General features: G+C 47.5%; 22 protein-coding genes, 1 pseudogene and 1 riboswitch. Of the genes and pseudogenes, 8 read left to right on the forward strand and 15 right to left on the reverse strand.

Annotated elements, in window-relative coordinates; all coding sequences use genetic code 11:
- Nucleotides 1–38 precede the first annotated feature (38 nt).
- From ACJJIQ_RS13025 to pdxH, 3 genes are all read right to left on the reverse strand, one after another.
- Nucleotides 39–1,376, reverse strand: a complete 1,338-nt coding sequence (locus ACJJIQ_RS13025) for an RDD family protein (protein WP_445362116.1) — start codon at nt 1,374–1,376, stop codon at nt 39–41.
- Nucleotides 1,376–3,067: an Hsp70 family protein gene (locus ACJJIQ_RS13030; RefSeq protein ID WP_445362117.1), complete on the reverse strand. Its 1,692-nt coding sequence runs from the start codon at nt 3,065–3,067 to the stop codon at nt 1,376–1,378. Before ACJJIQ_RS13030 ends, ACJJIQ_RS13025 begins: the two co-directional genes overlap by 1 nt.
- 236 nt (nt 3,068–3,303) lie before the next feature.
- Nucleotides 3,304–3,942 (reverse strand): pyridoxamine 5'-phosphate oxidase, encoded by a 639-nt coding sequence (gene pdxH, locus ACJJIQ_RS13035; RefSeq protein ID WP_445362118.1) that lies wholly within the window; start codon nt 3,940–3,942, stop codon nt 3,304–3,306.
- Between the two features lie 267 nt (nt 3,943–4,209).
- Between pdxH and ACJJIQ_RS13040 the strand changes: the two genes are divergently transcribed.
- The 8 genes from ACJJIQ_RS13040 to ACJJIQ_RS13075 all read left to right on the forward strand — a co-directional run bounded on the left by ACJJIQ_RS13040 (nt 4,210) and on the right by ACJJIQ_RS13075 (nt 13,884).
- Nucleotides 4,210–5,814: a 5-guanidino-2-oxopentanoate decarboxylase gene (locus ACJJIQ_RS13040; protein WP_445362119.1), complete on the forward strand. Its 1,605-nt coding sequence runs from the start codon at nt 4,210–4,212 to the stop codon at nt 5,812–5,814.
- Between the two features lie 28 nt (nt 5,815–5,842).
- The gene (locus tag ACJJIQ_RS13045) at nt 5,843–7,276 is read left to right on the forward strand and encodes an aldehyde dehydrogenase family protein (RefSeq protein ID WP_444915999.1); all 1,434 of its coding nucleotides are present in this window, start codon (nt 5,843–5,845) and stop codon (nt 7,274–7,276) included.
- Between the two features lie 65 nt (nt 7,277–7,341).
- Nucleotides 7,342–7,468, forward strand: a riboswitch (SAM-I-IV-variant riboswitch).
- A gap of 58 nt (nt 7,469–7,526) precedes the next feature.
- Nucleotides 7,527–7,742 (forward strand): hypothetical protein, encoded by a 216-nt coding sequence (locus ACJJIQ_RS13050; protein ID WP_108732493.1) that lies wholly within the window; start codon nt 7,527–7,529, stop codon nt 7,740–7,742.
- A gap of 78 nt (nt 7,743–7,820) precedes the next feature.
- Nucleotides 7,821–9,020 (forward strand): glycine C-acetyltransferase, encoded by a 1,200-nt coding sequence (locus ACJJIQ_RS13055; RefSeq protein WP_413665012.1) that lies wholly within the window; start codon nt 7,821–7,823, stop codon nt 9,018–9,020.
- A gap of 85 nt (nt 9,021–9,105) precedes the next feature.
- Complete coding sequence (tdh, locus tag ACJJIQ_RS13060) at nt 9,106–10,131, forward strand: L-threonine 3-dehydrogenase, zinc-binding type (RefSeq protein WP_445362120.1); 1,026 nt, start codon at nt 9,106–9,108, stop codon at nt 10,129–10,131.
- Nucleotides 10,132–10,539: 408 nt separating this feature from the next.
- Entirely contained in the window at nt 10,540–10,956 is a 417-nt protein-coding gene (locus tag ACJJIQ_RS13065; RefSeq protein WP_445362121.1) for a hypothetical protein, read from the forward strand.
- A 330-nt stretch (nt 10,957–11,286) separates the two neighbouring features.
- Nucleotides 11,287–12,363 carry a helix-turn-helix domain-containing protein gene (locus tag ACJJIQ_RS13070; RefSeq protein ID WP_445362122.1) on the forward strand — a complete coding sequence of 359 codons (1,077 nt, stop codon included), beginning with the start codon at nt 11,287–11,289 and terminating at the stop codon, nt 12,361–12,363.
- Nucleotides 12,364–12,453: 90 nt separating this feature from the next.
- Nucleotides 12,454–13,884: an amidohydrolase family protein gene (locus ACJJIQ_RS13075; RefSeq protein ID WP_445362123.1), complete on the forward strand. Its 1,431-nt coding sequence runs from the start codon at nt 12,454–12,456 to the stop codon at nt 13,882–13,884.
- 173 nt (nt 13,885–14,057) lie between these two features.
- Here ACJJIQ_RS13075 and ACJJIQ_RS13080 read toward each other — a convergent pair.
- The 12 genes and pseudogenes from ACJJIQ_RS13080 to lysS all read right to left on the reverse strand — a co-directional run bounded on the left by ACJJIQ_RS13080 (nt 14,058) and on the right by lysS (nt 24,021).
- Nucleotides 14,058–15,093, reverse strand: a pseudogene (locus ACJJIQ_RS13080) (IS481 family transposase).
- 169 nt (nt 15,094–15,262) lie between these two features.
- On the reverse strand, nt 15,263–15,598 hold the full coding sequence (locus ACJJIQ_RS13085; RefSeq protein ID WP_445362124.1) for a hypothetical protein: 336 nt from the start codon (nt 15,596–15,598) through the stop codon (nt 15,263–15,265).
- Between the two features lie 27 nt (nt 15,599–15,625).
- Nucleotides 15,626–16,093 (reverse strand): alpha/beta fold hydrolase, encoded by a 468-nt coding sequence (locus ACJJIQ_RS13090; protein WP_445362125.1) that lies wholly within the window; start codon nt 16,091–16,093, stop codon nt 15,626–15,628.
- Between the two features lie 488 nt (nt 16,094–16,581).
- Entirely contained in the window at nt 16,582–17,169 is a 588-nt protein-coding gene (locus tag ACJJIQ_RS13095; RefSeq protein WP_445362126.1) for a dienelactone hydrolase family protein, read from the reverse strand.
- A 58-nt stretch (nt 17,170–17,227) separates the two neighbouring features.
- The gene (locus tag ACJJIQ_RS13100; RefSeq protein WP_445362127.1) at nt 17,228–17,665 is read right to left on the reverse strand and encodes a GNAT family N-acetyltransferase; all 438 of its coding nucleotides are present in this window, start codon (nt 17,663–17,665) and stop codon (nt 17,228–17,230) included.
- A gap of 234 nt (nt 17,666–17,899) precedes the next feature.
- Complete coding sequence (locus ACJJIQ_RS13105; protein WP_444925527.1) at nt 17,900–18,490, reverse strand: TrmH family RNA methyltransferase; 591 nt, start codon at nt 18,488–18,490, stop codon at nt 17,900–17,902.
- Nucleotides 18,491–19,021: 531 nt separating this feature from the next.
- The gene (locus tag ACJJIQ_RS13110) at nt 19,022–19,309 is read right to left on the reverse strand and encodes a hypothetical protein (RefSeq protein ID WP_445361381.1); all 288 of its coding nucleotides are present in this window, start codon (nt 19,307–19,309) and stop codon (nt 19,022–19,024) included.
- Between the two features lie 98 nt (nt 19,310–19,407).
- The gene (locus ACJJIQ_RS13115) at nt 19,408–19,725 is read right to left on the reverse strand and encodes a hypothetical protein (RefSeq protein WP_444925529.1); all 318 of its coding nucleotides are present in this window, start codon (nt 19,723–19,725) and stop codon (nt 19,408–19,410) included.
- A gap of 405 nt (nt 19,726–20,130) precedes the next feature.
- On the reverse strand, nt 20,131–20,364 hold the full coding sequence (locus tag ACJJIQ_RS13120; RefSeq protein WP_444925530.1) for a hypothetical protein: 234 nt from the start codon (nt 20,362–20,364) through the stop codon (nt 20,131–20,133).
- Nucleotides 20,365–20,471: 107 nt separating this feature from the next.
- Nucleotides 20,472–20,831 carry a hypothetical protein gene (locus tag ACJJIQ_RS13125; RefSeq protein WP_445362128.1) on the reverse strand — a complete coding sequence of 120 codons (360 nt, stop codon included), beginning with the start codon at nt 20,829–20,831 and terminating at the stop codon, nt 20,472–20,474.
- A 663-nt stretch (nt 20,832–21,494) separates the two neighbouring features.
- Nucleotides 21,495–22,385 carry a hypothetical protein gene (locus tag ACJJIQ_RS13130; RefSeq protein WP_445361379.1) on the reverse strand — a complete coding sequence of 297 codons (891 nt, stop codon included), beginning with the start codon at nt 22,383–22,385 and terminating at the stop codon, nt 21,495–21,497.
- A 151-nt stretch (nt 22,386–22,536) separates the two neighbouring features.
- Nucleotides 22,537–24,021 carry a lysine--tRNA ligase gene (lysS, locus tag ACJJIQ_RS13135; RefSeq protein WP_445362129.1) on the reverse strand — a complete coding sequence of 495 codons (1,485 nt, stop codon included), beginning with the start codon at nt 24,019–24,021 and terminating at the stop codon, nt 22,537–22,539.
- Between the last annotated feature and the right edge of the window lie 2 nt (nt 24,022–24,023).

Consider the following 24,023-nt stretch of genomic DNA (forward strand, 5'->3'; position numbering starts at 1 on the left):
AGAGTGGGTAAACCCCCACTCTTGAACTAAGTATTAGTCTAGCGACGCAAATACTCCTCTCGGGTTTTACGCATATTAACTACATGGCTCCTGCTAAGCCGGTCATGAATCAAGTTGCCCCCGAGAAAACAGTTGATAAACCAACCGATCTTCCCAAGCGCCAAACATAAAACAAAACTAACAACCCGCCATAAACCATGCCCATATCCAATGCGCTTGAAATTACGGTTAGTAACGCGATACCCCATTAAGTATTTACCCGGAGTACCCTGGAATCTAGAACTGTCCAATATCCAAGTAAAGAACAAGTACGCAATAATACAAATTCCGCCTGCCTGAAGAGTTGCCTCACTTTCGGGTCTATCGAGAGCGGCCATAAAAACAATTGAAGTTGGAAAGCCAATAACAACATAAAGCAGTAATAGATCCAGAACAACAGCTATACCTCTGGCCAATAAATGGCCAAAATAATACTGCTCGTAGTTCTCGACCAACTCCTCACTATTGGCCCTTATGACTTCGCGCCCTCCGCGAAGCCCCTGTAGTGGATCGATCTCAGACTCATGATTTTCCATGATTCCGAACAAGCTATCGCATAGTTTTTCATCCAACGATTGGTATAGGTAGGGTGCGTTTCCCCTCCAATCAAACAAACTATCGCAGTACTGTAGGACGTTTACGGAAACCATCCTTTTGGGCTTTTTTTCCCCCTCCTTTTCTTGACCGGACTGATTCAATCGGGCAAAACGATCAAAGATTGAGAGCCCCAAGTTCCAGTTGTACTCCTCATCCAGCATATGCGAACTCTTGCCGAGAAAATACCATCTTCGCTCATCGTTAAGCTCGGCATCACTGCTAAGAATTACGTCTACCTGTTTGAGGACACGCCGATATTCCTCAATCCGCAAGTCTCTTTCCTGTTTCGATACCGCTTGCTCTTCCGAGATAGGTATAGCTGCTTCGCTTTGAACACTTGATTCAGTCCTCCCCCCCTCTTTCTCTTCAATTGATACCGAAGGCTCCGGCTTTGAAAGGCTTTCGGCTTTTTCTACCGCTAAGGTATCGTTTGTATCATCTTCAGCCTGATCTACCCTAGCGGTGGAAACGATAGGATCTTCCGCTTCAAGAGGGAGTGATTCAGATGATAATTCGCTGGATGAGAGGCCGAGATTACTACTCTCCAATTCTACATCGGCTTCTTCCTCTTCCTGCAACTGTTCAGCAAGCTGCAATGCCTGCCTATACGCAGAGTGCAAAACCTGAAACTCCTCAGGTTTTTCATCTGGGCGTGTTTGCTTCAACTTTTTTGCGTAGGCACGCTTGATAGCCCTGGCATCATTGACAGGGGTAATGTCGAGGACTGCCCAAGGGTTCATTAAATCCAGTCCTCGCTATCCAACCGATCCAGAATTTCACCGACTTCTGTGCGCGCTTTGGTGATTTCTGTAGGGTTTTGTCGCTCAAGCACACTATCAAACGAAGCCAGCAGTCTGGCGATATACTCCCGCTGCTCCCCCAGGCTCGACTCATATAAACGTTCGCCACGAGCGATAATTGCCTGGTTTTTTTCATCTTCCCTTGGGTGGAACTTTAACTTTGTCAATTTCTCCAAAGCTTCAGCTTTTTGTACTTCGGTAAGAGCGCCCGGTGTGAATTCAATTAATTTATTGAAATTTTTCCCTGTTGAGACAACAGTAACGTCCACCTCCAGAAGCCCATTCATATCGTAGGTGTAACGAATGTCAGCCGCTTCCTCACCCTTTGCTTTCTTAGGCACAGGAACTGTTAGCTCACCTAAGTAAACGTTCTTTTTCACCAGGCGATTTTCTCCCTGGTATACATCGACACACAACTGCGTCTGATTATCCAGAGCAGTCCAAACCCGCCTTACAACACTAACTGGCACAACGGTATTGCGCTCAATAATAGGCATAAAGTAAGCACCGAGCTGCGGATTATCTTCATTGATAACACCTGTTCCCAAGGTGTAAGGGCATACATCAGTCAGGACAATATCATCCAGTGCTGAGTTCCTTTCTTTTAAGCCAGCCTGAATAGCTGCTCCCATCGCAACGACAGTGTCCGGGTCCAAATGACAGGCTGGCAGACGGCCAAACATTCGACCAACCATTGAACGAAACTGGGCCATGCGCGTAGAACCGCCAACCAATACCACTTCATCAATTTTCTGTAGGGGCAAATCTGCATCGCGCATTGCCCGCTCAATTGGCCGTTTCGCTCTTAACAACAGGGGGGTGCTGAGTTTTTCAAACCACTCTGGGGTCACCTGGAACTGCAGGGAGCGCCCATCAAGTTGTAATTCAAGTTTTTGCTCAGGCTGCTGGCTAACTCGACGTTTGGCGCTTTCCATTTGCATATATAAGTTTTGCAAATCGCGAGGGCTTAAAGCCTCTTTCTTAATATCAAACTCAGCCAGGACATCATCGATCATTGCCTCAACGAAATCCTCTCCACCGAGGAAGTTGTCTCCGGCACTGGCATGAACTTCCATAATGCCATCAAAAAATTCCAGGATGGAAACATCGAAGGTGCCACCCCCAAGATCTAAAATAAGGAAGTTTCCTTCGCGCTTGTCATGTAAACCGTAAGCAATGGCAGCCGAAGTTGGCTCGTTAATAAGGCGCTCTACTTTTAATCCCGCAAGCTCTCCTGCCAACTTAGTGGCATGGCGCTGATTATCATTAAAATAAGCTGGGACACTGATTACCGCCTCGGTTACTTCTTCACCAAGAAAAGTTTCAGCATCTTCTTTGAGCGCACGTAAAATTAACGAGGAGAGTTCTGTTGCACTAAATTTCTGTTTCCCCAGGGAAACTTTGTGGTCAGTGCCCATCAAGCGCTTAAACGCAGCCACAGTGGTACCACTGTGGTTAATAAGACGTTCTTTAGCCGTTTTGCCGACTAGCAATGTGCCAGAATCATCAAGCCCCACAACTGACGGGGTCAAAATTTCACCCAAACGGTTGGGGATTAGTTTTACCCCCTCGTCGGTCAGTACCCCGCAAGCACTATTAGTGGTTCCCAAGTCGATACCAATAATGGCCATATTTCCCCTACCTACCCTTGGATTCGAATTGCAAAAACGATCGAATCTATAGAATTTTTAAGACAATAGTTTTAGCTATATTTATGGCGCATTATTCTAAGCGGCCTTGACCACAAATTGCCAGATAAGACACCGCTATAAAACAATATCAGGGGATAGGTACTCACAAAGTGAAACGTGATTAAGCGGTTAGTTGTGGCCCAAAGGGCTGGGCCACGAAAAGATAAATATGAAAATTAGGGGGCGCGACGTTCTATATTCCAGCTTTCATTTTCTTCACTGCGATAAATAAAACGATCGTGCAATCTATTTTCACCCCCCTGCCAAAACTCAACAGCATTGGGCACTACACAGTAACCGCCCCAAAATTCTGGCAATGGAATTGTTTTACCGGCAAAGCGAGCCTTCTCTTTATCAAACTGCTGCTCCAGTTCCTCCCTGGACGAAAGCGGCCGGCTCTGGTGCGAAGCCCACGCGGCCAACTGGCTATCCAGGGGGCGCGACTGGAAATAGGCCTCTGCCTGCTCGCGGGAAACGGGCTCCACCTTCCCATAAACAATCACCTGCCGCTCGAGACGGCACCAGGGAAACAACAGCGACACCTGAGGGTTAACGGCCATATCTCGGGCCTTGTCACTCTGTAAATTGGTATAGAAAACGAAACCCTTCTCATCGAAGCCTTTCAGCAAAACAATCCGCTGCGAGGGGTGCCCGTCCGCGTTAGTGGTGGCAAGACACATGGCGCTGGCATCAACTAATTCTGCCTCAACAGCTTCTGCAAGCCACTTGCGAAACTGCTCCACGGGGGTCGGCTTCAATTCAGAGCGCCTTAAACCACCCATTTGGTATTCCCGACGCCATTGATCGATTTCCATGGTGATACTTCCTCGGTTGTTCTAGCTCAAAGTTTATTCAGCGAAGTGCCGGAAGGCTATTGTGCGGCAGCCACCTCGTCAAATTCCTCAAAATCTACTGGCAGGCAAAGTAACCCAAGCGTACAAAGTTTCCTGCCGCAGTGCCGGGTGAATCTCAATTTTCCTGCGATATTGCCTGTGAAGGTGCAGACTCTGCGGGTGCTTGCACGGCTTTTGGTGGGCCGCTAGGCTCACTGCATTTTTACACGAATAAGGAAAATGGTGCTTATGTCCTCTGCGCCCACATGCGCCCAGGTGCTGATGCGCCTGCTGCGCGAATACCAGGTAGAAAAAGTTTTCGGGATTCCCGGCGTACATACCATTGAACTGTATCGCGGCCTGCCCGGTAGCGACTTGATGCATATCACGCCAAGGCATGAGCAGGGCGCCGCCTTTATGGCAGACGGTTATGCCCGCGCCAGCGGCAAGCCCGGTGTCTGTTTCCTGATCACTGGGCCGGGGCTGACCAACGCAGCCACTGCGATGGCGCAAGCTTACTCAGACTCAATTCCTATGCTGGTTATTTCCGCCGTCAATCGCCGGGAAGACCTTGGCATGGGCCGTGGGCGCCTGCATGAGCTACCCCGCCAAAGCGATGCCAGTCGAGGCTTTTGTATCTGGCAGCACACCCTGACCCAGGCAGAACAATTACCGGAAGTGATGGCACGGGCATTCCAGCTATTGCAATCCAGCCGCCCCGGCCCTGTCCATATCGAAATCCCTATCGATTTATTCCCGGCGCCTATGTCCGGCAATCTGGACGATTACCGCGCGGCACCCAATGCCATGGTACCGGCAGCCAACACGACAACTATCGCGACTGCTACCCAGTGGCTGCAAGCTGCCGAACGCCCGGTGATTCTCCTGGGCGGTGGCGCGCAATCTGCTGGAAAAGCGGCAACACAGGTATCAGAAAAAATTGCAGCTCCAGTCTTCCTGTCTCTGGCCGCCAAAGGCGTTGTCGATGAAAGACTTCCTCTGTGTGGCGGAGCCAATCTCAGTTTCGACTGCGTGCGTGAGCGAGTAGAAGCTGCCGATGTGGTCTTGGCCGTTGGCACAGAGCTTTCGGAAACCGATCGCAATCTGGTGAAAGAGGATTACGCTTTCTCAGGCAAGCTGATCCGCATCGACATTGATCCGGCTCAACTGGTTTGTAACGCCCAGCCGGACCTGGCCATCTGCGCGGATGCAGCAGAAAGCCTTCAGCAATTAAGCGAAGCCCTGGTTCAGTGCGAAGAGAGCTCAAAACAGCGCGCAGAAGAGGAAGTTTCACAATTAATCAGTAACTGCCGCAAAGAGTGGTGGGAAGGTTCTGAGGAGCGCTTCCCTTGGGTTGAAGCTCTGCGCGAAGCCCTGCCCGATGAGGGAATTCTGGTTACCGACTCCACACAACTGGCCTATAACACTAACCACGCCTTGCCGCTGTACCACCCTCGCAGCCATATTACCTGTACCACCGGTTACGGCACGCTGGGCTTTGCCCTGCCCGCCTCGATCGGGGCCAAGTTATCCAGCGAGCGGGATGTAGTTGCCTTGATCGGCGATGGCGGCCTGATGTTTACTCTCGGTGAGCTGGCCGTTGCAGTAGAGCAGCAACTGCCCCTGCCAATACTGGTTTGGAATAACAGCGGGTATGGAGAGATTCGCGACTTTATGGATGCCGCAGAAGTACCTCAAGAAGGTGTTAATCTTCGCACTCCGGATTTTGTCGCACTGGCAAAATCTTTTGGCGCTGAAGGTTGTCGCATCGACAAACCACAGCAATTAGCTACGGCAGTCGCAGAAGCCCTGCAACGCAAAACACCAACAATTATCGAAATCACCGCCCCTTGAACTGGCGCGAAGCAAACGGAAGCGTGACATGACAGATTTCAGCAAGCTGCATACCGACAAACTGTTTATCAATGGTGAGTGGCGCGAGCCCCTCGGCACCAGTTCCCATCCTGTGATCAACCCCGCCACTGAAGAAATGATTTGCCAGGTGGTGGAAGGCTCTGCTGAGGATGTGGATATTGCCGTTGCCGCTGCCCGCAGCGCCTTTCGCAAGTGGCGCCATACCAGCGCAGATCAGCGCTCAGCACTGCTAAATGCCATTGCTGACGGTATGGAAGAACGCAAGGAAGACTTGATCCAGGCGATCTCACAAACCCTGGGTTGCCCCGCCCATATCACCCGTTGGTTACATGTGGATGGCCCTATCTACGCCATGCGTTACTACGCCGGTCGCACTTCAATCATGGAAGAGACCGAAAAGGCGGCCCACTCGGTATTAATCCGGGAGCCGATTGGCGTGTGTGGCTTTATTACCCCTTGGAATTACCCTCTGCACCAATTTGTCGGCAAAGTGGCCCCGGCTCTCGCAGCGGGCTGCACCATGATTACCAAGCCTTCGGAAACCACTCCGCTACAGGATTTCGTCATGGCGGAGATTATCGAAGCAGCCGGTGTTCCTGCGGGCGTATTTAACCTGATCCCCGGTGCTGGCTCGGTCGTCGGTGCAGAGCTGTCATCGCACCCGGGAATCGATATGGTGTCCTTTACCGGCTCCACCCGTGCAGGCGTTGAAGTTGCCAAGGCTGCAGCACCCACGGTTAAAAGAGTAACCCAGGAACTGGGTGGCAAATCGCCACTGATTATCACCCCGGATGCGGATCTTAAAGCAGCGGTTCGCTGGGGCTGCGAAGATGTATTCATCAACAGTGGCCAAACCTGCACCGCACTCACTCGAATGCTGGTTCCCGCTGAGCACTATGAAGAGGCGGTGGAAGTTGCCAAGCAGGTGGCTGAAGAAGTGGCCATGGGCACTGATGCCAATGCCTTTATGGGTCCCCTATCCTCCGCTCGCCAACTGGAAATCGTGCGCGGCTACATCAAGAAAGGGATCGAAGAAGGTGCCCGCCTTGTGACTGGCGGCCTCGATCTACCCACCGAACTGGATAAAGGCTTCTATGTGAAACCCACGGTATTTGCCGACGTTCACAACGATATGGCCATTGCCCGGGAAGAAATCTTTGGCCCGGTGACCTGCCTGATCCCCTACAAGGATATGGATGAAGCCGTCGCCATTGCCAATGACACCGAATACGGTCTGTCCAGTGGCGTATGGGCTAAAGACGCCGAAAGCGCCATGCCTATCGTTCGTCGCATTGAAGCGGGCCTGTGCTTTGTCAACGGCGGTGAGTTTAACTACGACGCCCCCTTCGGCGGTTACAAGCGCTCCGGCAACGGACGCGAGTTTGGTGAGGCCGGTCTCGGTGAGTTTATCGAACTGAAATCCGTGCAGCTTCCCGCATAAACTTCTGCACCGCCCTCTAATGGGGGCGGTACTGTTGACTGCTAATCCCCTCCCCGTTATCTTTGCTCGCACATCACGAGAGTGGCTGACGCCAACGCCAACCTGCCGACCGGGGCAAGGTGGTTCTCTCTCTGCGGCACACAAGGCCTGCGGGGAGGATGGGGCTCTACCAGAGCAAACCAACCGGATTAGCGAACATCACTTCGCCGCTTCCACGTCAGTCCTCCATAGTTTTACCATTGGAGGGACCATGTCCGAATCACCGTTTTCCAGTAAAGACATTATCGAAATTCAAATCGCCAGCCAAAGAAGCCACACGGCAGTACGCGCGGTGAGAAGAGGTGATCGTCAGTTGTTGTGGCAACTACTGTTCGACACTGCCGAAGAGGCATTAAAATTTGCCACCAGTTGCCGCGCCAGTGAGCACCCTATTTCGGCCCATGAGGCCTGCGAACTGGCGGGATAAAGTAGAACCAACAGGCGCCGCGAGCTCGCGCCCGTTACCCTGTGCCAAGAGCACCCGACAGGAGCTAAAAACAATACCATGTCAAAGCCAGAACAATTCTTTGAGCACCTGCGCAGCGAACTCAAACAGATCGATGCAGACGGCCTGTACAAACGCGAGCGGATTATTACCTCCCAGCAGGCCGCTGAGATCCAGGTGAACAACGACACCCAGGTACTGAATTTTTGTGCGAACAACTACCTGGGCCTGGCCAACCACCCGGACTTGATTGAAGCAGCCAAAGAGGGGCTCGAACAGTACGGCTTCGGCATGGCATCGGTGCGCTTTATCTGCGGCACCCAGGACATTCACAAAGCGCTGGAATCGCGCCTATCTGAGTTCCTGGAAACCGAAGACACCATTCTTTACACCTCTTGCTTCGACGCCAATGGCGGCCTGTTTGAAACGCTGCTGGGCCCGGAAGATGCCATCATCTCCGACTCCCTCAACCACGCCTCCATCATCGACGGCGTGCGCCTGTGTAAAGCCAAGCGCTACCGCTACGCCAACAACGATATGGCGGAACTGGAGAAGCAGCTACAAGCCGCAGACGCCGCTGGCGCCAAGACCAAACTGATCGCCACCGATGGCGTTTTCTCTATGGACGGAGTTATCGCCAACCTCAAAGCCGTGTGCGACTTGGCCGACCAATACAATGCCCTGGTAATGGTGGACGACTCCCACGCAGTGGGCTTCCTCGGAGACCACGGCCGCGGCACCCATGAATACTGCGATGTGATTGACCGCGTCGATATTATTACCGGCACCCTGGGCAAGGCCCTGGGCGGCGCTTCCGGCGGCTTTACTTCTGGCCGCAAGGAAATTATCGACATACTGCGCCAGCGTTCGCGCCCCTATCTGTTCTCCAACTCTGTAGCCCCGGCGATCGTCACCGCCTCCCTGAAAGTGTTGGATATGCTGACTGAAGGCGGCGAGCTGCGTGAACAGCTGCGCGACAACTCCGCATACTTCCGCAAGCGTATGTCCGAAGCCGGCTTTACCCTGGCTGGTGCCGACCACCCGATCATCCCGGTGATGATTGGCGATGCTGCCCTGGCGCAGAAAATGGCTGACAAGATGCTGGAGCGCGGTATCTACGTAGTGGGCTTCTTCTATCCGGTAGTGCCCAAGGGCCAGGCCCGCATCCGCACCCAGATGTCCGCCGCCCACACCCGCGAGCAGCTCGACCAGTGTATCGATGCCTTCATTGAAGTTGGCCGCGAACTGAATATTATCTAAACCAAACAGCGGTGCTGATACGGTAATTCTCACAAGGAATTCACCGGAGCGGCACCGCGCCCTGCCATTTGTAGTTTTAAAAACAATGAAAGCACTATCCAAGCTGAAATCTGAAGTGGGAATCTGGCTTACCGATGTGGAAATCCCCACACCGGGCCACAACGACCTGCTGATCAAGATTCACAAAACCGCGATTTGCGGTACCGACATGCATATCTACAACTGGGATGAATGGTCTCAAAAAACTATTCCTGTCCCTATGGTGGTAGGCCACGAATATGTGGGTGAAGTCGTCGGTATGGGGCAGGAAGTTGCAGGTTTCCAGGTAGGCGACCGTGTTTCCGGTGAAGGCCATATTACGTGCGGCCACTGTCGCAACTGTCGCGCCGGCCGCCGCCACTTGTGCCGCAACACTTACGGTGTCGGTGTCGACCGCCCCGGAGCTTTTGCAGAGTATCTGGTAATCCCCGCGCTCAATGCCTTCAAGATCCCGGATAACATTTCTGACGATCTCGCCTCTATTTTCGATCCCCTCGGTAATGCGGTCCACACGGCCCTGTCTTTCGACCTGGTGGGCGAAGATGTACTGATTACCGGCGCCGGCCCTATCGGTATTATGGCCGCAGCAGTCGCCAAACATGTTGGCGCACGCCATGTAGTTATCACCGATATCAATGAATACCGCCTGGAACTGGCACGCAAGATGGGCGCTACCCGTGCCGTAAACGTTGCCAAGGAAAATCTCAGCGATGTGATGAACGAGCTGGGAATGAGCGAAGGCTTTGATGTTGGCCTGGAGATGTCCGGCGTACCCGTCGCCTTCCGCGATATGATCGCGGCAATGAACCACGGGGGCAAAATTGCCATGCTCGGTATCCCCTCAGGTGAAATGGCGATCGACTGGGGGCAGGTTATTTTTAAGGGCCTGATGATCAAAGGTATTTACGGCCGTGAGATGTTTGAGACCTGGTACAAAATGGCCAGCCTGATTCAATCCGGTCTGGATTTAACCCCAATTATCACTCACCAGTTTTCGATCGATGACTTCCAACAAGGCTTCGATACCATGGGGTCTGGTGAATCCGGTAAGGTTATCCTGAACTGGAAATAAGTCCCGATGGCTGCGGGATTGCCCGCAGCCATTCTCCCTGCCCTCAATTTACTCCCCCCCCTACCCCAAAATATCTTTGCGTTACCTGCCAGCTTCTACACATTTGCAGTTGCTACAGCTTAAACAGTTAGCGACTGAAATAGATCTTCTAAAACTTCGATTATTTTTTCAAAATCATGGATCATTAGGTTCCAGCCGACCTAACACACGATTCATTCAGCATCCCTGAAGCCTTTTTTACTGTACATCTTTATATTTATAGCGCCTGAACCTGGTACGATCGGACCGGATCGCTACCACATTCTACTCCTACATAGGTCTTCCGGTTTTTACTCCAATTGATTCCAAGATAACAATCGGGATAATAAAGATCAGATTTACTGCGGCACAAATGTTAAAAATAAAAACATGAAACTATATTTAACTTTGGCATTACTTATTTTTACACCATTTGTCATAGCAGATGAAAACCTCTTCTATGTGGGAACTTGGCAATCAAATGAAAAAAAGACTTTAGCCAGCATGAACAACGTGGAGGACATACCCGAGAAAACCCAAATGCTCTTCCGCTCCAATTTCTTTGGGCGTCTCGTGAATGTAGTTCGAGTAGATTCGTTTGCAACTTACATCATAGGGGAAAAGCCGGAGGTATTGACATTTTCACCACATACGATCGAAGTCTTGAGTGCCGATACGATTCGTATCACATATTACGACGAACTCCCCACTTCTGATGAGACACGGATTTTAAAATACGAAAATAACTGCTACTCATTGCCAGTAACAAAATGGGAGTTTAGAGAATATTTTTGTCGTGTTGAATAAGACTCGCAACAAGCAGAGGTATATTCGTGTACTTCGAGTAATCGATCTCAGCTTCACTCCGCCCCATACTTTGGGAAGTTACACTTAGGGAGACTCTGAATAGCTCCATAATACCCCTGCGGATCTTGAAGGCTTCAGATGTTAGGCACAGCTCACCGAAAATGACCTGGTTGAAACGCAGCAACTGTGGCATTCCCCCCTTCAGGTCCTGTAGGTTTGTTAATAGGCTCCATAAGTAGTCACCCAGTATGATCAAATACAGGAAGCTTCGAACGATGTTACCTTTAAGAAATTCTGCTTATCGATTTATAGATTGTTATTTGAGCAAACATGGTAAATTACTCCGCATCTAATTTTTTACAGATAGCCTTTATCACCCTATCGATTCTAGGTATTGCATTACTTTGGGCGCAAAACCGTTTTACAGCAATGCAATACTTGTTAGGCGCCACTGCATTATTGATGACATTTAATTTTGTAGAAGAAACGAAAGTAGTTAATCTTGGCTATTTAATCACGCCTTCATTCTCATTATTGATGGGCCCATTATTTTTTGCCGTAGTTGCACAATTAATATCCGCCAGTTATCAACAACAACGTAAACACTGGGTGCACTTAGCACCAGCAGCAATCAGTTTATTATTTAATCACTGGCCTCAGTGGGTTTTAGCGGCCGGTACTTTAAGTCAGATTGTTTATTTCTCATTAAGTATAAAAGCGCTTATTCGATATCAACATATCTTGCCCCAAAACCGCTCCGATGCTAACAAATTGAGAGCTGATTGGGTTAAGCGTATCCTATGGGTTCTGGTTGGCGTTGCACTGGTGGATGCAGTGCGGCATAACTTGCAACCTTACTTACCCATTTCTCTTTTGCTCAGATGGTACCTTGTTATGCAGCTGAGCTATTTTTTGATTGTTGCTTCGCTTGTAATTCGCGCAGTTAGGGAACCGCAGCTATTTGCGGGTTTAACGGATGGTGAACAAGCCCTGGGCATATCCGTAATAGAGGGTTGTGATAAGGGGAAGTGCAAAACTAACGAAACGACTCAGGCAGATACACTTTTCAAAGAGCTTAACAAACAGGTTCATAGTCAAAAGCTCTATCGCCTGCCAAGGTTATCCCTTCGGGATTTGGCACAACATACAGGGCTTGGAGAGAAAGATGTTTCCTGGGCCATCAATCAGGGCTATGGCGGTAACTTTAATGACTATGTTAATGCTCAGCGTTTGGCAGATGTAGTTTCGCAACTTGATTCAGCAAAAGAGAGTGATTCGGACAAAAAAGTTCGTCTCCTCGATATTGCACTTGAAGCGGGCTTTAACTCTAAATCCAGCTTCAACAGCCTGTTTAAGCGCCACCTTGGGATGACTCCTAGTCAGTATTTAGCAGAAAACCCCCAATAATGGTTACTTTGGACGTGCAAAATCTGGATTTCGGACGCTAGAAGCTGATAATTTTGGCATTTTGGCCTCTTTGATTCACAAGAGGTCATTATGAAGTTATCTTCCTATTTTGCTCGTTCATGGAAAGCAGCTGTAGCTATTTTAGTGTTCATTAGCGTTGCTGCGCTCGGATCTTGGGGATGTGCATGGTACATCCCTCCCTCTTCCTACGGGTTAGCTGAAAAGAATGCTCGTATTGTAGTTACCGATATCACAGTCATCGACACCCAGCATAATACAGCCGCAAGTAACCAAAACCTCGTCATTCAAGGTGGAAGAATTGCCCAAATAACTAGAGATGTAATACCTGAGATTGAAGGCGAGCTGAGGATTAATGGCCTGGGTAAATATGCGATGCCAGGCTTAATCGATATGCACAGCCATGTATGGGGTCGATCCGATCTATTAGCTATGTTAGCGCACGGAGTCACTCGCACAAGAGTTATGGCTGGCAATTCCCCTCAGCGTATTCTCAAAAAATGGATCGATACTGGGGATATAGCCGGCCCTCATATGGTGTTATCCGGTGCACCTGTAAATCAACATTCCCACTATGCCAGTGGCCGACACCACAAGTTTATTGGTAGTAAAGAAGAGGCTCGCCAGCTGGTTCGCCAGCAATATCAACAGGGGTACCAGCAAGTTAAAGTTTATGACGGTTTATTCCGTGAGGTTTTCTTCGCTATAGCTGATGAAGCGAAGAAGCTCGGCATGCCTTTAGCTGGCCACCCGCCTTTTGGTATTACTCTCAATGAATACTTATCGGCTAAACCGCAGTCATTAGAGCATGTGGAAATGATCTTTCAGGCACATTTGAACTACGACTATCAGCAGGAGAGCTTCGATGAAATTGTGCAGCAACTACTAGATAGCAACGTACCAGTTAGCCCTACTTTAATCGTATATGACAACGTAGCACAGATCGCGCAGCTTGGACCAGATTACTGGCACAGCATAGCTGATGATCTCGAGCTCAATCATCCCGCGATAAAAGCAATGGGTGAGCAGAAGGTTAATGGGATACATAGCGCTAAAGCGCAACAGGATTGGCAGGGTAAATCCAACATTTTCGGGGATATGGCCAAGCAGCTAAACCAAGCCGGTGTTGAGATAATGATAGCGTCTGACGGCGGAACCTTCTATACGCCCAATGGCTTGGGCACTATTCAAGAAATGCAACGATTAGTGGAGGTGGGGATCCCTGTTAATGATGTATTGCGAGCAGCAACCCATCACCCAGCAAAAGCACTGGGTATTAGCGATAAGGTGGGCTCCGTTTCCACAGGCTTTAATGCTGAACTATTGTTGCTCGAAGATGATCCACGAGAAAACTTGAACACCCTAACCAATCCCCTAGGGGTAATTTTGGATCAGAGCTACTTCGATAGACATAGCCTTAGTGAAATGAAAGAGCTAGCCAAAAGCACAGGATCGAAAAGTAATTTCTATTTTTGGTGGATTGTGGATAATTATATTTATTAGCGACCTTGCCAGTTAAATAAACTAAGAAAGTATCCCACAAAAGAGAAAGCCCAGCCGAATTAGAAGGGAACTCCATATTAACAGGTAGAGTCATCCCGCAAAATTAATGTGTAGTAATTCAGACTTGATCTGACAGTTAGCGGTTTTTCAGAAGGTGTTCTGTCAGGTCAAATTCAGTTTACAAATTTTTCCCTCCAGACGCTTTTTCTATCCTCAAGTGTTACCATCGGTGTGCGGCCACAACACTTTTTACCCTGATGAGTACCCTCACTATTGTAACATACGAGCCATTCGTCCAGATCCCTTTGTAACTCTTCTATTGATCCATAGATCTTGCGGCGTAATGAAGGCTGGTAAAACTCTTGTAGAATCGTTTTATGGAAGCGCTCACAGATGCCGTTGATTTTCGGATGCCTGGCTTTTGTCTTGGCGTGTTCTATTTCGTTCACACTTAGATATAGCTGGTAGTCATGCTGTTCCAACTTTCCACAATATTCAGTACCACGATCAGTTAGGATACGCAGCACCGGTAGATCATGCATGGCGTAAAACGGCAGCGCACGATCATTCAGAAGGCCCGCCCCGGTGATTGGTGTTTTGGTAGTATGCAACTTGCAATGAGCTACCTTTGCATATGTATCGACATAGGTTTGCTGATAAACACGTCCAACGCCCTTAAATGCTCCTACATAGAAGGTATCCTGCGAGCCCAGATAACCTGGGTGTTGAGTATCAATTTCACCACAAACTTCATCACCATGCCGTTTTCTCTCCAAAGCCTGAACCTGTAACTATATGAGGATCAGCCCCTCTGCAGCTACGTTGGCCTCAAGTGCCTTTAATCGCAATTTGAAGTTAGCCAGGTCATGCCGTAACCAGATACCCCGAACACCACTAGGGGTCACAAGCACACCGCGTTTACGCAGTTCATTGGAAACTCAAACCTGCCCAAGGGCAGGCTCCTGGAGGGCATAGGTTAAAACTGCCTATTCAATAACTATATCAACACGATTTTTGTGATTGAGTACACGCCGGTTCTTCTCAAAAAGAGCATCCACGCTGCCACCAAAAAACGGCTTCCTTGTACCGATAGAAGGTGTCTCTCGATATACTCAGCATCTTACAAGCTTTGGATATATTGCTAAATTCTTCTGCCAAATTTAGTAATCCGGTCTTATGTTTGATGATGCGGTCATTAGTATGAATCATGGAATTTAACCTTGGTTTTTCTTTTAGGTTTAGGCACCTTCATCAAAACCGGAAAGCCCTCTTTTTCAAGAGAATGTGTCAGATGTGACCTGAACCAATTCAGCCAAGGTTAGCTCAAGAGAAATCTCGTAGACCACTAATAAATAGGCTCATGGTTATTTTATGAGAATTATTTCAGGACCTTGTTCTCCAGTAATTCAATCTCTTTAAGTACAATCCAAGGATCTGTTTCGTCAAATAAATGACTCGAATACTCCATAACCACATGCTTTACATCTTCATTTATTTCCAATAAAGCCGCTTGTGATTGATTCCAGGTGTCATTATATGCATCAACATCAGCATAACTCATTCCTGTTTGCCTAATTTGGTTGTGCCGCATTCCCCGACTCATAACAGTAATGGGAATGTTATTTACTAACTGATATCTTTTATGATTTCGTGCTGATTCTTCGAAATCTTCATAGGAGTGATGCTGCTTTTCCCACGCTATAATCCTCTCCATAATACTCCACCCTTCAGGGGAGAGAGATTATTTCAAATTTTCTAACCAGGATTCATGGGATGTATCTACTAACAACAGGCCTGAGACAACTTCGGGTTTTTTATGTGCAAAGGCTCTTGCTATCTGCCCACCAAAAGAGTACGCGACTATTACTACAGAACTCCACTGCTTCTTCTCTATAAACTCCCCTAACTCATCCGATAGCTCATCCATAGTTCGCAGTTTCAACTCAGAATGCTTGCTTTTACCTGTCCCGGGTCTGTCGTACATGCACAACATAGAATTCTTTGACTCAAAATTATGGTATGTATTCTTGTAGGTACTATGAGCATCTAACCCCATACCGGAGACCATTAAAATTACTTGGTCACCTGACCCTTTACACAGGTATGCGATATTATTTCCATTAATATTAACAAAGCTATATTTGTGCTCATCTTTCGCAAAAACACTCGAACACCAGACCAAAGCAAGAAATACTATAAAGACTCTCATAACTTCCCTTTAGAATTGACACTACATTTATCAAAAAAAAAAAACAAACAAATCGAGAGATTGGACAGCTACCAAGACTTTGCCAAAAAGCAGAAAATCAAAAAGCTAACTTTATAGTCAAAGCCAGAAAACAGTACCATGTAGAGCGCTTTTTCATTTAGCTTAGAAAATTCATTCTTTCATCCATTCTAATGATTGTGATGCGGCACCAGAGACTTTAAGCATGGCTTCCTCAACAGCCAAAATACCAATTAATGTAATTAACCAATAAGAAATATATCACGCAAACACCTTTTGACCCTAGAGAATAAATCAGGGATATCACAGGCTTTTATGATTTGGCTCAAATCTTTCGATTAACTCAATGCGCTCGAACTCTAGACTCAGAAATGAACAATAAGGAGCATACTCTTTTTAACAAGCACGGACAAGATGATAAAAACCTCTCACTAGAATCTAGATTATTTTTATCAAGCTAGCCACCCAGATCAATACATCAAGTTGAAACCTGTACAGATATAGTTGTTAACTGCTGTACCATATACCACCTGCCTATATTTAACATAGCCTTCTGCATTATAATTTTTGGAATGGGGGTTCATAAAGCCATGAAGGTAAGTGGAATGATGAACCTCCACTTGCTCTTTCTGCTTCAACGTCTGCATGACCTCTGATACAGAAAAGTGAGGCTCCATCGCCGGGAATATCAAGCGCGTAGGAAATATAGGATCAATTTTGACGTAATGGCGAACTTGTGAACTATAAAATAAAATTGCCCCTGAAACATTACTCAAAGCTTGATGATCAGATAATCTCCATATGGCCGATGCACCAATACTAAAACCTACTAAACTCACATGACCAAATGATGCGCTGATTCTCTCTGATAATTTTTCAACGTATTTATCGAGCCCAACCTTTGATGTAAAGTGTGAATACGCCTCAACTTCACAATCGAAATTCATCAATTCTGAATTATACGGATCAACTATCTCTACACTACCAGGAAGATCAGCTGCAAATCGCTCTAACGCTTTTGTACGACCAAAAATATCTGAAACCAAAATCCAAGCCATAGTTTATTTTTTTCATATAACAAGAAAGAAACGATACACCGACCAGTTATAGTTTAATCTATGCATATTTATCGAGCTCGATACAGTATGTCGTAAAACATCGACCCAACAGCTCGGTTTCATGTACTGTTTTGGATATTCTTTTCAAAGCTCTGTATTCTGGCCTACTGTCAAGCAAATGACACACTATTTCCTTATGCCCTAACTCCTTAGCCCAACCGATCATTGTTTTGAATACTGAGAGTCCAGAACCCCAAAACTGTTGAGATATGACAACAGCCATCTCAAAGCCGCTATCGTCAGGTTGAATACCACACCACCCAGCTAATACTCCACCGATATAAATTAGTCGAACACGGCACCCAGGCAGGGAGTCTACTTCTAACTTAAACTTGATCCACTCATTAATACTCTGGACATCAAAGTATTCATGTTTAATTAAGTGCTCCCTAAGTGAATCCTCATTGAGTACAGCTAACAGCTTATTTCGCTTCACTTGGGTTAGCTCCTTAAACTCGATTCTGCTCATATTAAAGTAATTTTGACCTTCTCGTTTTGGGGTGGCTTTAAAGACGAAATAGTTTTTGCCTGCTTTGTAAGTTACCCAAGAGTAATTGCGACCGAAAGGTAGGCGCCTATTCAATGGGGAAAGTTTCTTTATTTATTTGAGGAAAAGAATACAGCCACAGTGTAAAAAACACAAAAATAGGACATCAACTCCATCATTCTATTAGTCGCTACGATTTGCTCTCTTGTACTTTTCCTGATACTCACGGCGCTGTTTAGTAACTTCATACAATACAATTCCAGACGTTGTGCCAAGATTCAGGCTTTCAATCATGCCAAACATTGGAATGGATACGCAGAAGGCGCTATGTTCGACTGCGAGATCACTTATACCTCTAGATTCATTACCAAACCAAACAGCCAGCTTTGGCTGAGTGTAATCTGCCTCATGCAATATAAAGTTATCTTTTCCTTTTACATGGGGAGAGGTGACAATCGAGATAAATCTGTTTTTCGTCAAATGATCCAGGCATTCCTCAGTACTACCAAAACGCTTTACAAAACTCCATTTGATCGCAGAGACAGACAATTTTGAGAGTGACCTCCTTTCTCTCATTTCCTGCCAATCATCGGGTAAAGAGTTACGCGGATCAACAATATACGTTTTTTCAACGCCTAACGCATTAACGTTTCTAATAACTGCTCCAATATTCTTCATATCCATTGGGTATTCGAGAACAGCTATCAGATTTTTGCAGCGATACGGCTTTATTTCATCGGCTCTTTTCCGAACGTCACTTTTATCAACTTCCATAGCCCCAAAGATCTCAGATAATTGATTTACTGCTAACACTGTAGTCAGATACGGACCAGACTATATAAATTCGATACGATAATGAGAGTAGTGACAGCATAAAAGACACACGAAATTGTACCGTCAGTTTCATCTCTTAGTTAGCTACTTAGCTACACCGACGCCCATAAATTACCCATATAGAGAAAAGATATCAAAGGCCACAACAAAGAACATATGGAAACCTCATGGACAGTTTTACCAAATACTTCCTGCCACTCAATGCTTTGCAATAAAAAAATCATAAAACTCCGACAACAATCAACGGGCCAACAGCTCCCAGAAAATCCATATGGCTAATTTAGGAATGAACCGTACATAGATAGAAAATACGTTCAGCGCTGCGTATAAAATTTTTATTAGTATTAATTCAGCTAAACAGCTAAAGGGCACTTAATTGCTCATACGCCCTATCAAAGCATTTAGCGCCTTAATAACCGGCAGGTGGGGCGAGGCGCGGAGTTAATTGACGCATTAATTATCGTATGAAAATTACGACTGGTCTCTAGAAATTAATTTTATACAACAATCTACATGGATTGACATATAAGCACCTCGTTTTGGTTTGCCATCCTTGAGCCACTCTACGAGTATCGATGTAGGCTCCAAGCCCTCGCCACTGTACCAGTCCAGATCCTCTGCGGTCATATTTAGGTGCTCTCTCGTACTACCAAGCATTACTACGCGAGCCTCAGCCCAGCCGTTTGGCATAGCCAGAGAGACTGTATCTCCCAGTTCTATCTCGCACCCATCTGGATATTGCACGATGTATACACTCATATTTTAACGCCCCGATAACCCGCAGTCGAAATGTTGCGAAGCGGAGTGCAAACTGCCGAGCGCCAAAGAAACTTAGTTAATTGGGTATTTAAGTGTGTTCACTGGGGAGCACCAAATATGGCCAACCCCATGACCGTTACAATAAAGCTGGATAAGCTGGCAAATAGCACCACCACTAATAGAACTGAAATCATACGAGCGAAATACCCCAGAACTTGAAATGGTGAATTGAATGCACAGCGCCATATTGCGACCGCTCCTGCAACACACCAAATAGCAACAGTTGAGTCCAGCATCAGCTCTGAATACGGTGAAACAGGAATACTTAAATAAAGTAAGCACAACGTAAATAATGGCAACAAAAGGTAACCCAGAAAAACCGTCGATAACTTCGCTTGCCCGTAAAATCCTTTCATACTTTGATTCCAATTCAATACTTCACGCCTTTGGCTGTGGCAACCGGAGCCACGTACAGAGTGTCCTGCGAGCATTTATTGCGGGCGAGGCTACCCAATTTTGTTATTCAATTTCACTGCCACACTTTGGGCAAAAGCCTTGATTTGAATTTTTACCCAATTGCATTAACGCTGCCCCAAGTTCACAGTTACAAAAATCGCATTCTATAGCCCTAGTGAATGATCGGGCCAATAACCAAGCAATATAAAGAGTTACAATTACAACAAAAACAATCCAGCTCTTTGGAAAACCCATCTCACTAATTAGAAACAGTGAGCCAAGTATAATCGCGAGTGATGAGTAAACCACATATAGGCTTTTTAATTCACCTCTCAATTGATGGCTTTGTTGAATATATCATACACTTAACAGCCTCCACCATCGCCACCACAACCTCCGTCACCGCCACCAAAGAAGCCACCTCCACGACCCCCACCGCTACCACCAGAACTAAGTGTACACACCACATCCGTAAGTAGACAAATTGCAAATATAACCAATAGTGTTGGGCAAACTTCGCTTTTAAAGGAAGAATCAGAATTGAGGTCCATAAAGTGCCACGAAGTGAGCAACCCTACAATATTTATTATCCACAACATATATTTGTAATTCCCCGCAACATTTAAGACTTTAATAAAGACAGCCAAAATGGAATCTAGGCTGCCCCATGGAGGTCCAACGGACCAGAATGCACTTGGGCAACTTGTTAAGTGCGTCGACAAACTGAAAATACCGAACCAAAACATACAATCAATATAGCACTCGAAGCTAAAGCATATTTAAGCCAAAAATGTTCATCGGTTAGTACATCCAAAAACCATATAAGCGAGAAGACCAATACAGGAAAGACTACCAATAGGCTTAGCTTTCTTTGCAAATACACTCCACCCACCACTATAGCAAATACTATTCCAGCGCCCAGATAGAGATAACCGGCGGGGCTTGTTTTATCAGCCCCACTTGCCGATATAGTTGACCCACCGAAAGTTAATGAATTCCAAATAACTACGCACAATAACGACAGAAGAAACCAAGCTAAACCAAATATTATTCGAACCTTACTCATGACAACTTCCTACTTATACTTAACGCCACCAATAACGGTCGGGCGCTGCGAGATCCTACACAAGCGGCGTACAAAACCACCTGGTTCCATTAAATTTTTTATGGCACAAAAGCTACTACCTCACCAGCGTTGAATTTGCTTTTTTGATTACCATTTTCAAAACAAAGGCAACAAATACTAAGGTCAGGACTACTACCCTCCTTTAATATCCTCGACTGAGTGACCAATCGCTTGATTAAACAACCGGCTAAATTCGGGTAGTCACCGAGTTCAAACTTAACATCATTGAGTATTCGTATAAATATACCAACTGGTTTTCCATCAAAGATATACTCTACTTTCACTTCCTGACTCATGTATCAGTGAAATTTAGCTATGTATATGATCACCCGCAGGCCACTATTAACTTGACGACTATTTCAAATGTAAATTCGCTCTTCACATTTACTTTTCAGTATCAAATCAATTAGATACATATAAACTAGACCATAGAACCAAGTATAAAATGATCCATATAACCACTATTGCAAATCCAAGATAAACAACCAACTCTGTGATATTAAAATTATTACGCCAAAAATCTTAGTTTCTTCAAAAATAACAGTCACCAACAAGATCTGTGAGCAGAACCACACACCCTGATCACCAATATAACTAGCTCAGCTACCACCTCCAAGTCGCCGCAATATACGGCCCATGCTGAGTAATATCATAAGCAAATCGCCCATCAGAAAGTCGATCGGAGTAATCAATACTGTAATACTGATACCCAAAACGCAGCGAGGTTGTCTTCCAGGCGCGCCAGTCGAATCCGGCTAGTAGATTCCACTGTAAGTCATCACCCCCAGCGCCAAAGCCTCCCAATTCCGTGCGTACAGCAATGGTTAGGCATTCAGTAATTCCGATTGCACCTCGCGCAGATAGTGTAGGTTCCCACCAACTCTGTTTGCCTCCGAGGCGATTCCTGAACTCGGGTCTGGGGCCTATATTAATTCCCGCTCGTGCTTTCACTTCCTGCTTTAATCGGTTCCAGCGCAAACCCGCTCCCACATCAACGAAGTACTTTCGCCCACTATTAGCCAGGTTCCCTTCTAAAATCCGGTAACCGGCCAGTGCATTTATCCAGCCTTGGCGAACATCCACCTCCACGTCAATATCTATGTCGATATCCAGCTGTGGATTTTGCGGCGGGGTTATGGTTGCTCCCTTGTCCAGTCTGAGGTGCACATAGTAGAGATCCGCCACTACCCCAAAGCGCCCTTTCCAGGCTTCCAGGCGCACAGAAAATGCAGCGTTGAGGAGCTCCAGGGTTTTACTTAAATCCAGATCAATATCGACACTGGTGTCAGCGACAGTGGAAGTCCCTTTAGTGCGAAGCGGGAGGAAAAGGTAGGGAGTGGCGAGGAAGCGCCAGTCATCGGGATCTTTGGAAGTTAGGCTGGCAGCCGGTGCAGGCTCCGAACTTTGCGCAGCGGCGGTACAGGAGATAAAGCTACCGAGCGTTAGCGCCAATATTTGCCTTGCGCTTTTCTCTTTCGCCTGTCCCTGTTTCATAGCAGCAACCGCTCCAAATCATTCGAGGCCCGATAGAGCACCAATGAATAAGGATAGATAGAGCTGAGGGAAGTTTCAGAGTGAGGAAATCTGCGGCATAGGGAGAGGAAATACTGCCGGGCAGGTAAAACTACCCGGCAGTGAGAAGCGATTAGTCGTTCGCTTCAGGACGCATATGCGGGAACAGCAGTACGTCACGGATCGATGGAGAGTTGGTAAACAGCATTACCAGACGGTCGATACCGATGCCCTCACCAGCGGTGGGCGGTAGGCCGTATTCCAGCGCGCGGATATAGTCGGCGTCGTAGTGCATGGCTTCGTCGTCACCGGCATCTTTCTCCGCAACCTGGGCTTTGAAGCGTTCAGCCTGATCTTCCGCGTCGTTCAACTCGGAGAAACCATTGGCTATCTCGCGGCCGCCTACGAAGAATTCAAAGCGGTCGGTGACAAACGGATTGTCATCGTTACGGCGAGCCAACGGAGACACTTCGGTTGGGTACTCAGTGATAAAGGTCGGCTGGTCGAGACGGTGCTCTACAGTCTTCTCGAAGATCTCGATCTGTACCTTACCCAGGCCCCAGCTGTCTTTCAGCGGGATTTCCAGCTTCTCGGCTACCGCGCGGGCGGATTCGATATTGTCGATATCAGCCGCAGTGAGTTCCGGGTTGTAGTGCAGGATGGAGTCGAACACAGACAAACGCGCGAACGGCTTGGAGAAGTCGTAGCTGCTGTCCTGGTATTCCACAGTGGTGGAGCCCAGTACATCTTCACAGATACCGCGCAGCATCTTCTCGGTGAGATCCATCAGGTCGTTGTAGTCCGCGTACGCCTGGTAGAACTCAAGCATGGTGAATTCGGGGTTGTGGCGCGTGGACAGGCCCTCGTTGCGGAAGTTACGGTTGATCTCGTAAACCCGCTCAAAACCACCCACGACCAGACGCTTCAGGTACAGCTCCGGGGCAATACGCAGGTACATATCGATATCCAGCGCATTGTGGTGGGTAACGAACGGACGCGCGCTGGCACCACCGGGAATAACCTGCAACATGGGCGTTTCCACTTCCATAAACTGCTGGCCGTTGAGGAAATCGCGGATGTACTCGATCACCTTGGAGCGCACGCGGAACACTTCGCGGGCTTCCGGCGTAGCGATCAGGTCCACGTAGCGCTGGCGATAACGCATTTCCTGATCGGCGATGCCGTGGAATTTTTCCGGCAGCGGGCGCAGTGCTTTGGTTAGCAGGCTGTACTCTTCACAGTTGACGTAGAGGTCGCCCTTGCCGGATTTGTGCAGAGAGCCTTTTACGCCGACGATATCGCCGATATCCCAGGCACCGAAGCGTTCTTTAATATCTTTCTGTGCCGCTTTATCGGCGTAGAGCTGGATGCGGTCAGACACATCCTGGATCACCATAAAGGGTCCGCGTTTAGCCAGGATTCGCCCTGCTACGCACGCCCGTTTACCCAGTTCTTCCAGCTCCTCTTTCTGTTTATCGCCGAACTCAGCTTGCAGGTCGGCAGCGAGGTTCTCGCGGCGAAAACTGTTGGGGAAAGCATTGCCCTTCTCGCGCAGAGCGGAAAGCTTGGTGCGGCGCTCGGCGATCAGTTTGTTTTCGTCTTGCTGGATATCAGTCATGG

Source organism: Microbulbifer maximicatervae (SeqCode), assembly GCF_052468295.1.